Source organism: Embleya sp. NPDC008237, assembly GCF_042956465.1.
In the GTDB taxonomy this organism is placed as follows: Bacteria; Actinomycetota; Actinomycetes; order Streptomycetales; family Streptomycetaceae; genus Embleya.
Genome location: NZ_JBIBGL010000005.1, coordinates 337,331 through 351,450 on the forward strand (window position 1 = coordinate 337,331; position 14,120 = coordinate 351,450).

Below are 14,120 nucleotides of genomic sequence, written 5' to 3' on the forward strand. Positions count from 1 at the left end.
TCAGCGGATCGAGATCCGCGCACCGTCGATCACGAGCACCTGTCCGTCGCGCAGCGTGCGGTGCGGCACGCCTCGGGCGCGGTAGTCGGCCGCGACGGCGGCGAGCAGTTCGGTCTCGGGGTGGCCGGGTGAGTCGATGTGCGGGACGACGGCGTGGTCGAGCACGGCGGCGACTTCGGCCGGCGGTCGGTCGAAGAACGTGCGCAGGTCGAGCTCGGTCGGCCGCATTCCCAACGCGGCCGGGGCGGCGAGTTCGAGGTCGAACCCGGCCGCGCGGTCACCGGGCGAGCGATCGTCCGTCGCGTTGGCCATCACCGCGATCGCAGCCCCGGCGGGGCGGTCGAGAGCGGAGCGGTCGACCGCGGAGCCACCGGCGGCGGTCCGGTCGAGGACGGGCCGGTCGAGCTACGCGAGGAGGTGTTCCGGGTGGTCCCCGATCCGGAACGAGGAGAGGTACGGACGCATCGCCGAACCGTGATGCCGCGACACGTACCCTCCTCCGACGTACACATTGCGCGCCCGGACGATCACACCCCGTAAGGTCGCCAGGGTGACGCCTCTGGATCGCCGTAGCGTGCTTCGGCAGCTCGCCCGGGCCGCCGCGCTGGGCGCGGCCGGTGCGGCCGCGAGTGCGTGCGGCGGGGATTCCCCGCCCGCGTCCATGCCCGCACCCACGGCCAAGCCGGTCGACACCGGTTCGGCGCCGACCTTTCCGTCCGGCGCCCATACCGCCTCGGGCGCCGTCGGCAACGGACCCGAGCCGCTGCCGTTGCCCGCCGATCTGCCGTTCCAGGTCACCTCCGGTCCACCCGATCGACCCCGGGTGGCGCTGACCTTCCACGGTCAGGGCGATCCGCGGATCGCCGACTCGCTCCTGGGCCTGCTGGAGGCGGCCGGGGCTCGCGGCACGGTCCTCGCGGTGGGGACCTGGCTCGACGAACAGCCGCGGATGGCGCGCCGGGTGCTGGCCGGCGGCCACGAACTGGGCAATCACACCATGCATCACGGCGACATCTCCGCGATGTCCGCCGATCGCACCTACGCCGAGATCACCGACTGCGCCGATCGGCTCCAACGCCTCACCGGCTCGATCGGACGCTGGTTTCGGCCCTCGCAAGCCAAGGACTGCACGCCCACCGTCGTCGCCCAGGCCCGCCGCGCCGGATACGCGCACTGCCTGGGTTACGACCTGGACTCCCTCGATTTCACCGATCCCGGCGCCGCCGCCGTCGGCCACACCGTGCTGAACGGGGTTCGGCCGGGCTCGGTGGTCAGCCTGCACTTCGGACACCCGGGCACCGTAGCCGCGATGCCCGCAATCCTCGACGGCCTACGGACCCGCGGACTGCGGGCGGTCACGATGTCGGAGCTCGTCACCTGATGACCACTCACCCCTCCCCCACCCGTCGCCGTCCCGGCCCGGTCGCGCTGTTCCTGGCGGGCTGCTGCCTGGTGGCGTCCGCCGCGTGCGCGTCCTCCACGGACGGCACGGCGAACCCTTCCCCGGTCAAGTCCTCGATCGCGCCCGTGGAAGCCGCGCCGGTCCCGCCCGCGGTGCCCGCCGCGGAGACCGCGAACCTCCTGCCCGGCATGCCGCCGCCGCTGGACCCGCAGGACCTGTACGCCGCGGACCGCCCCGGCATGCTCTCGGACGTGGTCAAGGACTTCCCGTCCCGGGTGTACGTACCCAACACCGATTCGAACACGGTCAGCGTGATCGACCCGACCACCTACAAGGTGATCGAGACGATCAAGGTCGGCCACCAGCCGCAGCACGTGGTGCCGTCCTGGGACCTGAAGACCCTGTGGGTGAACAACGACCTCGGCGACACGCTGACCCCGCTCGACCCGGCCACCGGCAAGGCCGGCACACCGGTCCCGGTGGACGACCCGTACAACCTCTACTTCACGCCGGACGGCAAGTACGCGGTCGTGATGGCCTCGATGGACCGCCAGTTGGTCTTCCGCGACGCCCACACGATGGACGTGGTCAAGTCCGTGCCCAGCGAGTGCGCGGGCGTCAACCACGCGGACTTCTCCCCCGACGGCAAGTACTTCATCGTCTCCTGCGAGTTCTCCGGTGAACTGCTCAAGGTGGACACCGCCGAGATGAAGGTGCTGGCCAAGCAGAAGATCCCGCAGTCCGGCTCGATGCCGCAGGACGTCAAGATCTCCCCGGACGGCCGTACCTGGTACATCGCCGACATGATGTCCGACGGCGTCTGGGTGCTCGACGGCGACACGTTCGGCAAGCCGACCAAGCTGCGCACCGGCAAGGGCGCGCACGGCCTGTACCCGAGCCGCGACTCCAAGAGCCTGTACATCTCCAACCGCGGCGAGGGCTCGATTTCCGTGCTCGACTTCGCCACCGGCGCGCTGACCGCCAAGTGGCACCTGCCCGGCGGCGGCAGCCCGGACATGGGCGGCGTCTCCGCCGACGGCAAGGTGTTGTGGCTCAGCGGTCGCTACAACGCCGAGGTGTACGCGATCGACACCACCGACGGACACCTGCTCGCCCGCATCCCGGTCGGCGTCGGGCCGCACGGGCTGTGCGTGTATCCGCAGCCGGGCCGCTACTCACTCGGCCACACCGGCGTCTTCCGCTGACCGCAGCCCCTCGGGTCGGGTGGCGGGGGCACGTGCCTCGTCGAGGCAGGGTGCCCCCGCCGCCCGCTCAGGACGACGGCTGCGCGTCGCGCGCGGGGCGCGGGGCGATCAGCACCGCCGCGACCACCGCGGCGCCGAGCATGATGCCGGTGGCCACCAGCAGGGCCGTACCGAACCCGTGCACGGTGCCCGCGGTGACCGCGTCCCGGCCACCCTCGTGGGTGCGAAGCCAGGTCGCGGTGACGCTGGTGGCGACGGTGTTGAACAGCGCGGTGCCGAGCGCGCCGCCCACCTGTTGTCCGGCGTTGAACGTCGCCGCGGCGGTCCCGGCGTCGGCCGCACCCACCCCCGCCGTGGCCAGGCCGGTCGCGATGGTGAGCACGACGCCCAGGCCCAGGCCGATCAGGATCTGTGCGGGCACCAGGTACAGCACCAGCACGTGCGTGCTGTCCGCCGTCAACCGGGACAGCAGCAGCAACCCGGCGGCCATGGCGAGCAGTCCGGGAACCATCAGCATCCTGGGCGACACCCGGGCCGGCAGTCTGCCCGCGATCGCGATCGAGCCCACCAACGAGCCCGCGACCAGCACCATGATGGTCAGCCCGGCCCGCACCGGCGAATAGCCCAGCACGGTCTGCGCGTAGTAGCTCAGGAACAGGAAGCAGCCGAACAGCGCCGCCAGCATCAACGCGCTGGTGAGGTAGGCACCGCCGCGGACCCGGTCCAGGACCACCCGCATCGGCAACAGCGGATGGCTCACCCTGGTCTCCACCAGTACGAACACGCCGAGCAACAGCACCCCGCCCGGCAGCAGGGCGAGCACCAACGGGTCGTCCCAGCCGTGCGGTTCGGTGCGATTGAAGCCGTAGACCAGAGCCACGAGGCCGGCCACGCTCAGCAGCGCACCCGGCAGGTCCAGCCGACCGGGACCGGTGACCGAGGGGCGGTCGCGGTAGACGAACGGCAGGCCCAGCAGGGCGAGTCCGGTGATGGGCACGTTGACCCACAGGCACCACCGCCAGTCCAGGTACTCGGTGAGCAGCCCGCCCGCGAGCAGCCCGACCCCCGAACCGGCGGCGCCCATCGCGCCGAACACCCCGAACGCCTTCCCGCGATCACGCGGGTCGGTGAAGGTCAGGGTCAGCAGCGACATGGCGGCCGGCGCCATCGCCGCCGCGAACACCCCTTGCAGCGCGCGGGCACCGAACAGGGTGCCCGCGCCGTCCGCCGCGCCGCCCAGCGCGGAGGCGGCGGCGAACCCGATCAGGCCGATCCGAAACGTCCGCCGGTGCCCGAGCAGCCCACTGATCCGGCCGCCGAGCAGCAGTAACCCGCCGAACGCCAGCACATAGGCAATGACCGCCCATTGCCGATCGGCGTCCGACAGGTGCAGATCCTGTTGCATCGAGGGCAGCGCGACATTCACGATCGTGCCGTCCAGAACGATCATCAACTGGGCGAGGGTGATCACCGCCAACGCCCACCACCGCTGCTCGTGCCGACGCTCGACCGCCTCTTCGGCGAGGTCCCGCTCGCCCCGGTGTTCCTGTTCGCGTTCCTGCTCGTACTCGCGCTGATGCACGGCTCACCCACATCCCTCTGGAACAACGTACCGGTACCGGTACAACGTTCGACAGGCCGGGATACTAGGCTCGCCGTCACGGAAAGAGCAAGGAGGTCGGGCCATCAAGGGCAAGCAGGGCAACGCCAAGGGCCAAGCCGCGGGGGGCGCGCAAAGCGTCTGGCTGCGCGAATCCCGGGCCGCGCGCGAGGAACCCCCACTGACACGCGCTCGCATCGTCGGCGAGGCGGTGGCCCTCCTGGATGCCGAGGGCATCGACGGGCTGACCATGCGGCGGCTGGCCGAACGGCTGGGTTCGGGCGTCACCACCCTCTACTGGCACGTCGACACCAAGATCGACGTGGTCGACCTCGCGCTCGACGCGATCTTCGCCGAGACACCGGTACCGGCCGCCTCCCCGGACCCCGACGCGTGGCGGGCCGACATCGTCACCCTGCTCCTGGACTGGCGGGCGATCATGCTGCGCCACCCGTGGTCCGCCGCGCTGCTCCAGCGACCGACCCTGGGCCCGAACCTGCTCGCCCGGATGGAGTTCCTCCAGGCCACCCTGGTCCGGGCGGGCTTCACCGGCCACCGCCTCAACTCCGCCACCTGGGCGCTCTACAACCACCTCATGGGCGCAACCGTGGCCCGAGCCGGCTTCACCCTCTCGGCCGCGGACCGCGAGGCCGCCCAGCTACGCCTGAACGACCTGAGCGACCGCTACCCCACCCTCAGCGCCAACGACTACATGCTCCAAAACGACTGGGACGCCACCTTCACCACGGGTCTGCGCTACGTCCTCGACGGCATCGGCGCATCCCCGACCGACGACCGATGATCCGCGGCGTGACCGGGCGGGCGAATGCCGAACGGCCGGGTCCTGGAGCGGACCCGGCCGTTTCCGGAGATTCGCCCGAACTCGTTTGCGCCTTCGGGCTGTTCGGGGAGATGGCGACTCGGTGGACGGGGCCGGGGATCAGGCGTTGTCGGGGGCGGGACGGGTGATGGTGAACATGTAGCAGCCGTAGGTGATATTGCGGCTGTGGACCCGGGTGACCTCCGGGTCGGCGAGGATTTCGGCCAGGGCGCCTTCGGGGTCGTCGGTGTCGTGGACGCGGGACGTGGGGTGGATCCGGCCCCGGGCGTCGTAGGCGCGGAAGACCTGGGGGCGGTCGCGCCAGTGCGGCGGGTAGGCGTCGGTGGTCGGGCCGGGGCAGGCTTCGGCGTGCGCGAAGACCGCGCCGATCTCGCGGTACGGACTTGCCGGGAGCGGGGGTTCGTAGCCGAAGAGGATCAGGACCTCGCCCGGTTCGGCGTCGCGCAGGCAGCAGCGCAGGGGTTCGCCGCCGCCGGCCGTGTGGAACTCGATCGGGTGACCCGAGACGTCCGTGCCGGCGGCGCGGACCGTGGCGAGGAACTCGGCGGGGATCGCTCGGACGACGAAGGTACGCACGTTGGTGGTGGTGGTCATGGCACCAGCCTGGGCGGCGCCGGGACGGGGTGCCGGCGGCATTCGGACGCCGCGTTCGGTGCCGGGAGCGGTGGGCCGGGTCCGGATCAGCGGTCCGGCCGGCACCAATCGCGGCGGTAGGACGCCCAGTCCGTGTCGGTCGCGGCGAAGTCGACGTACAGCGCGACGCCGAAACCCGGCCGGTGCAGGTCGGTTCGGGTCAGGCCGAGGCGCACGCCGCGCACCGCCGCCGCGACCGTCTCGGCCGAACCGTGGTGGCCCCACGAGTTCGCGTAGTAGGCGGGCAGGCCCATCAGCACGTCCACCCGGGCCGGTGTCGCCTCCAGGGCGAGTGCGGTCTGCTGCGCGACGTAGCCGCCGTACAGCGATTCCAGCGGCATCGCGGTGTCGTAGGACATCACCGCGATCTGCTCGACCCGTCGCGCGACCTGGCCGAAGTAGCGCTGCGACCACCACTTGGGGTGGTCGCGCACTGCCTTGGAGATGTTGTGCAGGGACGGCAGCGGGTCGATCTGGGCGGCGGCGACCGAGAGCGGGACGCCGCGCGCCCGGGTCAGTTCGTGGGTGGCGGTGAGCAGGGTCAGGAAGTCCTCGTCGCCGGACCACACCGGCTCCAGGTCGAAGTGCACGCCCTCGAAGCCGGCGTCCAGGACCTGCGCGGCCGACGCGGTGATCGCCTCGCGTACCCGGGGGCGGTCCAGGTTCAGCCCGGGGCCGCCGTGCGAGACGATGTCGCCGAGCCAGGCCTGCACCCGTACGCCGGGCAGTTCGCGGTGCACCGCCTCGACCAGTTGCCGCGCCCCGGGGTGGGCCGTGGCCGGCAGCGTGCCGTCGTGCTCCAGCGGACCCGCGTGCACGTACAGGTCGTGGATGCCGGTCCCGCGCAACCGCTGCGCCAGCACCGCCAGTTCGGCCTGGCCCTTGCGCCCGTCCACCCACGCGTGGCCCAGCCAGATCGCGTCCCGGCCGCGACTGCGGGCCTGATCCGAGGGATCGCCCGCGTACTCCAACCGCAGCGCGAGCGCAGCCGCACCGATCGGCACCAGCGGCAGGCTCACCAGGAGCAGCAGGATCACGGTGACCCGTTTCCACCGACTCCACGACCGCCACCGGCGCCGCAGCCGCCCCCGGCGCCGCGTCGAGGGCACCTCGGGCGGCCCGTCGGGAGCCGCAGGCTCGCCGACCCCGCCGTCGCCGTCCCCGGGCGCGTCGCCGCTGCCGCCGAAGGCCCCGGGGCCGCCGCTCCCCCCGTCGGAATCCACCACGTCACGGGCGCCCACCCGGCGAGTCCCGACCCGGCCGGCCGCCGGCCCGAGGACGCCCACCTCGCGGCCACCGGCCTCGCCCGCGTTCACCCCACCTGCGTCACCTGCATCGACCTTCGAAGCCCCGGTTCCGCCGGTCGCGTCCCCGGCCCCATCTCGCGCGGTGCTCTCCTGGGCAGTCCGCCCGGGCTCGGCGATGGCGATACGAATCGTCCCCCTGTGTCGTGGCCGGCCGCCCCCTGTCCCGGCAGACCCCCCGGGTCGCGGCCGGCACATGCTCTCTCGCGACCGATGGACCGCCGCGCCCGACCACGAACGAACTCGGGTCGGCGGGCCGGGCAGCGGTCGGGGGTCGAGACCGACTCCCGCCCACTACGGACGCGCCCGGCTCCGGAACCGTTCCAGTCCGGCCGCACCACCCTCGGTCGACAACACGGTGACCGCGAACCGGGACGCCTCCCCCGCCGGGCCGGCGTCGCTCGACGGGTCGCTCCCGCGCGCGGGCGCCGCCGGGCACGCGCGCCACCGCGCTCGCCGGATGCCGGGTCGAGCGCGTCGAGCGCGTCGAGCCGGCCCGGGCGGTGGTCGCCGGTCGATGTTCGACGTGGTGATCGCGCCGGCTCGCTCGACGCCCATGGTCGGCACGGCCCCCAGTGGGCGAACGAGGTCCACCGGGTCAGGGGCGGGGCGCTCCGATCGGGTTGGGTACCGGGATCAGGCCGCTGTCCACCAGGTGTCGGCTCAGCGGTGCGGCCAGCCGAATGGCCTCCTCGACGCCGTCCTCGCCGAGCCGGGTGACCGGGTCGGCGGCGAGTCGGTCGGTGGCGTGCTCGACCTCCCGGCGCAGCGCCCCGCCGCTCTTGGTGAGTCGGGAGTCGCGGTCCAGCAGGCCCTTGGCGACCAGTCGGCGGCGGGCCTGTTCCCATTGCGCGTCGGTCCAACCTCGGGTGCTTTGGAGCAGCTCGCGCGGCACGTTGCCGGTGGCGGCGTGGGTCAGGCCCGCCTCCAGCCCGGTCAGGCCGGCATGCGCGACCGCGATCACGTGGCCGTCGCCGCGATGCTCGCGCAGGACCGTACTCGCCAGCCACAGTCGCCCGACCACGCCGTCCGGACGCGGCACGCCGGCCCACCCGGCGGCCAGGGCGCGCCCCTCGTATCCGCAGCCCTCGACGGCGCGTTCCAGCAGGTCGGCCAGGCGGGTCAGCCGGCGTTCGCCGACGGCCGGCAGCGTGCGGGTGAGCGCCGCCTCGACCGCGCCGAGCCGGGTGTCCAGCACCTTTTCCGGCGTGCTGTACGCCCACGCGTCGGGCAGCGCGCGGGCCACCCGACTCGGCGCGAAGGCGAAGCACAGCGCGTTCGCCTCGGGTGCGCGCACCGCGCCGAGCGGGGCGAGGCGGCCGGCGAAGTAGCCCATCCACCAACCGATCAGCCCGAGTGCACGGGCCGCCTCGATCGGCTCGGGCGCGAAGTACGCGACGGCGTGGACGGGTTCGATCGTCTCCCAGAACCGTCTGGCCAGGGTGGGAGCGGGAGCGGATGACACGGCGGACACCTTTCGGCAGGGAACGGGTGCGCGGGCGGAACCGGCAACCGATCGTCCGGGCCCGCCCGCCGACCAGGTTGCCCGTTGTCCCACCGCCGAGACAGTGCCAATCTGTGCGAATGGACCAGGATCTGGGCTGGTGGGTACGGATCGCCCTGGACGATTGGCAGACGCGTCCCGGGCCACGGCACCGACGGATCACCGAGGCGCTGGCCGAGGCGATCGAGCGCGGACTGGCCGACCCGGGCGCCCGGTTGCCCGCCGAACGTCCGCTGGCCGACGCCTTGCGGGTCGGTCGCGGCACCGTGGTGCGCGGCTACGAGAGCCTCGCCGAGGCCGGCCTGGTGGAGCGGCGGCAGGGCGCGGGCACGTTCGTCCGCCCGCGACCGGGGTGGACGCACCCGCCCACACCGGTCGCGGCCCCGGTCCGGCGGCGCCTGGTCGCCGACGCCGACGTGCTCGACCTGTCCCTGTCGGTGCCCGCCGGAACGGGACATCTGCCGCCCGTGGACGGCTCGTTCGCACTGTCCGGCAGCGATGATCACGGCCTGCACCCGAACGGCCTGCCCGAACTGCGCACGGCACTGGCCGAGCATCTCACCGCGTACGTGGGGCTGCCGACCACGCCCGACCAGGTGATCGTCACCGCGGGCGGCCGGCACGCGCTGTCCCTGGTGTTCGCGGCGCTCGTGTCGCCGGGACGGGCGGTACTCACCGGCTGCCCGGGCCCACCGGGCCTGGCGGCCGCCGTGACGGCAGCCGGGGGCCGGCCGATCGGGGTCGGCGTGGACCCGCTCGGCCTGGACGTGGCCGCCGTCGACCGGGCCGCCGCCCGCCTGCACGCGCCGGTGATCCTGGCCGCCACGGCCGCCCACGATCCGACCGGTGCGCCGCTGGGCCGGCTCCGCCGGGACAACCTGCTCGCGGTGCGGCGCGCGCGGAACGCGGTGCTCGTCGAGGACCTCGCCCAGACCGGGCTGGGCCTGGGCCCCGGCCGGGAGCAGACCCGCGATGGCACCCGGCCCGTGCCGCCGGCCGCCGCCGACGACGACGCGGTGATCGCGATCGGGTCGTTGTCCAGGATGTTCTGGGCGGGCCTGCGGGTGGGGTGGCTGCGGGCGCCCGGTTCGCTGCGCGGATACCTGGCGCAGGCCTCCGCGGTCGGCGCGCCGGCGGCGAGCGTGCCCGCGCAGGTGCTCGCCACCCGGCTGTTGCGGGCCGCCGACACGCACTGGCAGGTCGGCCTGCGCCGGGCCCTGACCGAGCGGCGCGACCTGCTGTTGGAACTGCTGGCCCGGCAGTTGCCGGCTTGGCGGGTGGAGTCGCCGCAGGCGGGCCTGTCGGTGTGGGCCGACCTGCCGGTCGGGGACAGCACCACGTTCGTGCACCTGGCCGCGCGCTACGGCGTACTGGTCGTCCCGGGGGCCGCCGCGTGTGTGGACGGCCGGCATCGCCGCGGCGTACGCCTGTCCTTCGCCGAGTCGCCGGCCACGCTCGAAACCGCCGTCGACCGCCTGACCGCCGCCTGGGAGGAACACACCCGCCGCCTGGCAGCAAGCCGCTGACGCACCCACCGGACCCCGCCCGACACCCGCCGGACCCCGGACGCCACATCGGGCGGCCAACCCGGCCCCCACCCGCCGGACCCCACACCGCACCGCCGACCCGCCCGTTTCCCGCACCCGACCCCGGACCGAGCCGCGAACCCGACCCACCCGCCCCGGGCCCGGACACCACACCGCATCGCCAACCCCGCCGGTATCCTCGCACCCCGGTCCGGACCGAGCCGTCAAGCCGACCCACACGCGCCGGATCCCCGCCACACCGCACGGCGCCAAACCGCAAAACCGGCCCGCACCGGCCCACGCCGGCCCCGGAGACCGCGTCGAGCGGCGACCGCAGCCGCCCCGCCCGACTCCGAGCATCCGGCGAGCCCCTCCCCTCCCCTGGGTTCCCGGCGGGTCGGACCGGGCAGCGACAAGGACATGACCTCTTCCTCCTCCGCCACCGCTCCCGAGATGCCGTACACCCAGCTGGGCCGCACCGGCCTGACCGTCGCCCGCCTGGTGCTCGGCACGATGAACTTCGGCCCCGCCACCGACGAACGCGACAGCGGCGAGATCATGGACGCCGCGCTCGATGCCGGGGTCAACTTCTTCGACACCGCCGACGTGTACGGGCGCTCCCAGCTGACCGGCGCCGGAGCCCGGGGCGCCACCGAGGAACTGGTCGGCCGCTGGCTGGGCCGAGGCGATCGCCGCGAACGGGTCGTGCTGGCCACGAAGGTCTACGGCAGTTGGGGCGACTGGCCCAATTCCGGCGGGCTCGGCGCCCGGCACATCCGTCGGGCCTGCGAGGACAGCCTGCGTCGCCTGGGTACCGACCACATCGACGTCTACCAGATGCACCACATCGACCGCCGGGTGCCGTGGGAGGAGATCTGGCAGGCGATGGACCTGCTGGTCGCGCAGGGCAAGGTGCTCTACGTCGGCTCGTCGAACTTCGCCGGCTGGCACATCGCCCGGGCTCAGGAGGCGGCCGCCCGCCGATCCTCGCTGGGCCTGGTCAGCGAGCAGTGCCTGTACAACCTGGCCCAGCGGGCCGCCGAGGCCGAGGTGCTGCCGGCCGCGCAGGCGTACGGCCTCGGGGTCATCCCGTGGTCCCCGCTGCACGGCGGCGTGCTGGGCGGCGTGCTGGAGAAGGAGCGCGCGGGCGGCCGGCACCGCTCGGCCGGCGACCGGGCCGCGAGCGAGGTGGCCGAGCGGCGCGAGCAGATCCAGGCGTACGAGGACCTGTGCGCCGAACTCGGCACGCCGCCCGGCGAGGTCGCCCTCGCCTGGCTGCTCACCCGTCCCGGAGTGACCGGGCCGATCGTGGGACCGCGCACACGAGACCAATTGGACTCGGCACTGCGCGCGCTGAGCGTCGAACTGAGCCCGGAAACACTCGCCGAACTCGACCGGATCTTCCCCGGCCCGGGACCGGCTCCGGAGTCTTTTGCCTGGTAGAAGGCCTGCCGGCAGACCACCGAGAGGCTCCTGGAGAGCGCCGGAACACCGCCCGGAGAGCCCCTCGGAGGTGATGTGACTCAGGTCACATGGTCGATCGAAATATCCGGGGACTTCCTGTCCGTTTAACCGAGCGAATCACAATCGGGGAATCGCTCCCCGGTTATCGATCGGGTGCCGACAGGAAGGAGCCGGATCATGGGCGGCATCGCCACCGTCACCGACGTTGCCGAGGACCGCGGTCCGCGACTTCGTGCGGATGCCCGGCGCAACCGCGAGCGGATCATCGCCGCGGCACGCGAGATGTTCGTCGAGCACGGCTCCGAGGTGGCGTTCGACGAGGTCGCCCGCCGCGCCGGCGTCGGCAACGCGACCCTGTACCGTCACTTCGCCGACCGCGGCGAGCTCGCCCACCGGGTGATCCTCTCCGTCCTGGAGCGGATCACCGAACAGGGCGAGCTGGCCCTGGCCGAGGAGTCGGAGGCCTTCGCGGCCCTGCGGCGCTTCGCCCACGGTGCGGTGAAGGAACGGATCGGGGCCCTGTGCCCGCTCGTGTCCGCGACCGTGGACAAGGAACACCCCGAGTTGATCACCGCCCGCACGCGGCTGGAGCACCTGGTCGAGACGCTGATGGAGCGCTCTCGCACCGAGGGCCGGCTGCGCACGGACATCGGCTCGGGTGATCTGCTGATGGCGATCACCCAGCTCACCCGACCATTGCCCGGGATGGGCAGCTGCATGGTGAACGACCGGTTCGTGCACCGTCACCTCGACGTGCTGCTCGACGGTCTGTGCACGCCCGAACCCACCGCGCTGTCCGGCTCCGCCGTGGCGATGCGAGACCTGGAACACCTGGCCGACGAGCCCGAGGGGCAGCCTCACGGGCGCTGACGCGCCCCACCGACTTCAGATCTCCCGCGGCACCGCGTGCGTGCGTGACCGCGTACCGACAGTCCGCGTAACGACCACGAACACTTCACCGTCGCCTCGCCACTTCCGCGCGGGCGAGGGCGCACCGTCCATCCCGCGACGCCCCCGTCGCGACGCACCCGCAAAGTGAGTACCCCCATGTCTGCAACAGCCCCGCCCAAGACCGCCCTGCCCGATCCCAGGCGCTGGAAAGCGCTCGTCTTCATCGCCATCGCCCAGCTGATGGTCGTCCTCGACGGCACCATCGTGAACATCGCGCTGCCGTCCGCCCAGACCGACCTGGGCATCTCGGACGGCAACCGGCAATGGGTGATCACCGCGTACGCCCTGGCCTTCGGCGGGTTGCTGCTCTTCGGCGGCCGAATCGCCGACCTGTGGGGTCGACGCCGGACGTTCATCGTCGGCCTGGTCGGCTTCGCCGCCGCCTCCGCACTCGGCGGCATAGCCGCAAGCACCGGCATGCTGCTCGGCGCCCGCGCCCTCCAGGGCATCTTCGGCGCCCTGCTCGCCCCCTCCGCGCTGTCCCTGCTCGCGGTGATGTTCACCGACGCCAAGGAACGCGCCAAGGCCTTCGGCATCTTCGGTGCGATCGCCGGTGGTGGTGGCGCGGTCGGCCTGATCCTGGGCGGCGTGCTCACCGAGTACATGAACTGGCGCTGGACCTTCTTCGTCAACATCCCGTTCGCCGCGGTCGCCGCGGCCGGTGCCGTCCTGGTCATCAGCGAGCCGGTCGGATCCCGCAACCGCTCGCCGCTGGACATCCCCGGCGTGCTGCTGTCCTCGATCGGCCTGGGCACGCTGGTCTACGCGTTCACCCGCGCCGAGAGCCACGGTTGGACCGCGGGCAGCACGCTGGGTCTGTTCCTGGCCGCCGTCGTCCTGCTCGCGTCGTTCGTTGTCGTGGAGAGCCGGGTCAAGGCCCCGCTGCTGCCGCTGCGAGTGATCGCCGAGCGCAACCGGGCCGGCATCTACCTCTCGCTGGGCCTGGCCATCATCGCGATGTTCGGCATGTTCCTGTTCCTCACCTACTACCTCCAGATCGTCAAGGACTTCTCGCCGGTGATGACCGGCCTGGCGTTCCTGCCGATGATCGCGGGCATGATCACGGGCTCGACCCAGATCGGCGCCCGGCTGATGACCCGGGTCCCGGCCCGGTTGCTGATGGGCCCGGGCTTCCTGACCGCCGGTGTCGGCATGCTGCTGCTCACCCAAATCGAGGTCGGCAGCTCCTACGTCGGGCTGATCCTGCCCGCGCAGATCCTGCTCGGCCTGGGCATGGGCACCGCGTTCATGCCGGCGATGAGCCTGGCCACCTACGGCGTCCAGCCGCGGGACGCGGGCGTCGCCTCGGCGATGGTCAACACCTCCCAGCAGGTCGGCGGCGCGATCGGGACCGCACTGCTGAACACCATCGCGGCCAGCGCGACCACCGCCTACGTGGGCTCGCACGCGGCCGGTTCGGGCGGGCTGGAGCAGCTGAAGATGCAGGCCGTGGTGCACGGCTACGCCACCGCGATCTGGTGGGCGGTCGGCATCCTGGCCCTGGCCTCGACGATCGCGTTCACGTTCATCACCGTCGGGCACGGCGACAGCACGGTGGTCGCCGCGAACGACAAGGACGCGGACACGGACGCGGACGAGGTGCCGATCCCGGTGCTCGTGCACTGATCGCCACGCACTGACCGCCGCGCAGGTCGGCGGTACTCCGAACGCAGGCCCCATCGCCACCGGC

General features: G+C 72.8%; 12 protein-coding genes. 7 read left to right on the plus strand and 5 right to left on the minus strand.

Annotated features, from left to right (window positions below; all coding sequences use genetic code 11):
• On the minus strand, positions 1-312 hold the full coding sequence (locus ACFZBU_RS15235) for a hypothetical protein (protein ID WP_391584019.1): 312 nt from the start codon (positions 310-312) through the stop codon (positions 1-3).
• Between the two features lie 238 nt (positions 313-550).
• Between ACFZBU_RS15235 and ACFZBU_RS15240 the strand changes: the two genes are divergently transcribed.
• Together ACFZBU_RS15240 and ACFZBU_RS15245 are read left to right on the plus strand one after the other, a co-directional pair.
• On the plus strand, positions 551-1,381 hold the full coding sequence (locus ACFZBU_RS15240; RefSeq protein ID WP_391584020.1) for a polysaccharide deacetylase family protein: 831 nt from the start codon (positions 551-553) through the stop codon (positions 1,379-1,381).
• Positions 1,381-2,607 carry a hypothetical protein gene (locus ACFZBU_RS15245; RefSeq protein WP_391584021.1) on the plus strand — a complete coding sequence of 409 codons (1,227 nt, stop codon included), beginning with the start codon at positions 1,381-1,383 and terminating at the stop codon, positions 2,605-2,607. The genes ACFZBU_RS15240 and ACFZBU_RS15245 overlap by 1 nt, the downstream gene beginning before the upstream one ends.
• A gap of 67 nt (positions 2,608-2,674) precedes the next feature.
• On the opposite strand, the gene ACFZBU_RS15250 is transcribed toward ACFZBU_RS15245, so the two are convergent.
• Positions 2,675-4,057 carry an MFS transporter gene (locus tag ACFZBU_RS15250; protein WP_391584348.1) on the minus strand — a complete coding sequence of 461 codons (1,383 nt, stop codon included), beginning with the start codon at positions 4,055-4,057 and terminating at the stop codon, positions 2,675-2,677.
• A gap of 361 nt (positions 4,058-4,418) precedes the next feature.
• On the opposite strand from ACFZBU_RS15250, the gene ACFZBU_RS15255 reads away from it, so the two are divergent.
• Complete coding sequence (locus ACFZBU_RS15255) at positions 4,419-5,009, plus strand: TetR/AcrR family transcriptional regulator (RefSeq protein WP_391584022.1); 591 nt, start codon at positions 4,419-4,421, stop codon at positions 5,007-5,009.
• Between the two features lie 138 nt (positions 5,010-5,147).
• Here the strand turns inward: ACFZBU_RS15255 and ACFZBU_RS15260 are convergent, their stop codons facing one another.
• The 3 genes from ACFZBU_RS15260 to ACFZBU_RS15270 form a co-directional block, all read right to left on the minus strand.
• Positions 5,148-5,642, minus strand: a complete 495-nt coding sequence (locus tag ACFZBU_RS15260) for a DUF1203 domain-containing protein (RefSeq protein ID WP_391584023.1) — start codon at positions 5,640-5,642, stop codon at positions 5,148-5,150.
• Positions 5,643-5,728: 86 nt separating this feature from the next.
• Positions 5,729-6,997: a hypothetical protein gene (locus tag ACFZBU_RS15265; protein ID WP_391584024.1), complete on the minus strand. Its 1,269-nt coding sequence runs from the start codon at positions 6,995-6,997 to the stop codon at positions 5,729-5,731.
• Between the two features lie 586 nt (positions 6,998-7,583).
• Positions 7,584-8,450, minus strand: coding sequence for a hypothetical protein (locus ACFZBU_RS15270; RefSeq protein WP_391584025.1), 867 nt, complete (start codon positions 8,448-8,450; stop codon positions 7,584-7,586).
• Positions 8,451-8,569: 119 nt separating this feature from the next.
• Here ACFZBU_RS15270 and ACFZBU_RS15275 point away from each other — a divergent pair, with 119 nt between their 5' ends.
• The 4 genes from ACFZBU_RS15275 to ACFZBU_RS15290 all read left to right on the plus strand — a co-directional run bounded on the left by ACFZBU_RS15275 (position 8,570) and on the right by ACFZBU_RS15290 (position 14,056).
• The gene (locus ACFZBU_RS15275) at positions 8,570-10,015 is read left to right on the plus strand and encodes a PLP-dependent aminotransferase family protein (protein WP_391584026.1); all 1,446 of its coding nucleotides are present in this window, start codon (positions 8,570-8,572) and stop codon (positions 10,013-10,015) included.
• A 453-nt stretch (positions 10,016-10,468) separates the two neighbouring features.
• Positions 10,469-11,458, plus strand: a complete 990-nt coding sequence (locus ACFZBU_RS15280; RefSeq protein ID WP_391584349.1) for an aldo/keto reductase — start codon at positions 10,469-10,471, stop codon at positions 11,456-11,458.
• 198 nt (positions 11,459-11,656) lie between these two features.
• Entirely contained in the window at positions 11,657-12,349 is a 693-nt protein-coding gene (locus tag ACFZBU_RS15285; protein WP_391584027.1) for a TetR/AcrR family transcriptional regulator, read from the plus strand.
• A 177-nt stretch (positions 12,350-12,526) separates the two neighbouring features.
• Entirely contained in the window at positions 12,527-14,056 is a 1,530-nt protein-coding gene (locus ACFZBU_RS15290) for an MFS transporter (RefSeq protein WP_391584028.1), read from the plus strand.
• Positions 14,057-14,120: the final 64 nt, after the last annotated feature.

What these genes read in the sequence shown, in the direction of transcription:
- ACFZBU_RS15275 (WP_391584026.1), top strand. Translation starts at nt 8,570, where the DNA reads ATGGACCAGGATCTGGGCTGGTGGGTACGGATCGCCCTGGACGATTGG.
- ACFZBU_RS15260 (WP_391584023.1), bottom strand. Translation starts at nt 5,642, where the DNA reads ATGACCACCACCACCAACGTGCGTACCTTCGTCGTCCGAGCGATCCCC.
- ACFZBU_RS15280 (WP_391584349.1), top strand. Translation starts at nt 10,469, where the DNA reads ATGCCGTACACCCAGCTGGGCCGCACCGGCCTGACCGTCGCCCGCCTG.
- ACFZBU_RS15235 (WP_391584019.1), bottom strand. Translation starts at nt 312, where the DNA reads ATGGCCAACGCGACGGACGATCGCTCGCCCGGTGACCGCGCGGCCGGG.
- ACFZBU_RS15290 (WP_391584028.1), top strand. Translation starts at nt 12,527, where the DNA reads ATGTCTGCAACAGCCCCGCCCAAGACCGCCCTGCCCGATCCCAGGCGC.
- ACFZBU_RS15245 (WP_391584021.1), top strand. Translation starts at nt 1,381, where the DNA reads ATGACCACTCACCCCTCCCCCACCCGTCGCCGTCCCGGCCCGGTCGCG.
- ACFZBU_RS15285 (WP_391584027.1), top strand. Translation starts at nt 11,657, where the DNA reads ATGGGCGGCATCGCCACCGTCACCGACGTTGCCGAGGACCGCGGTCCG.
- ACFZBU_RS15250 (WP_391584348.1), bottom strand. Translation starts at nt 4,057, where the DNA reads ATGATCGTTCTGGACGGCACGATCGTGAATGTCGCGCTGCCCTCGATG.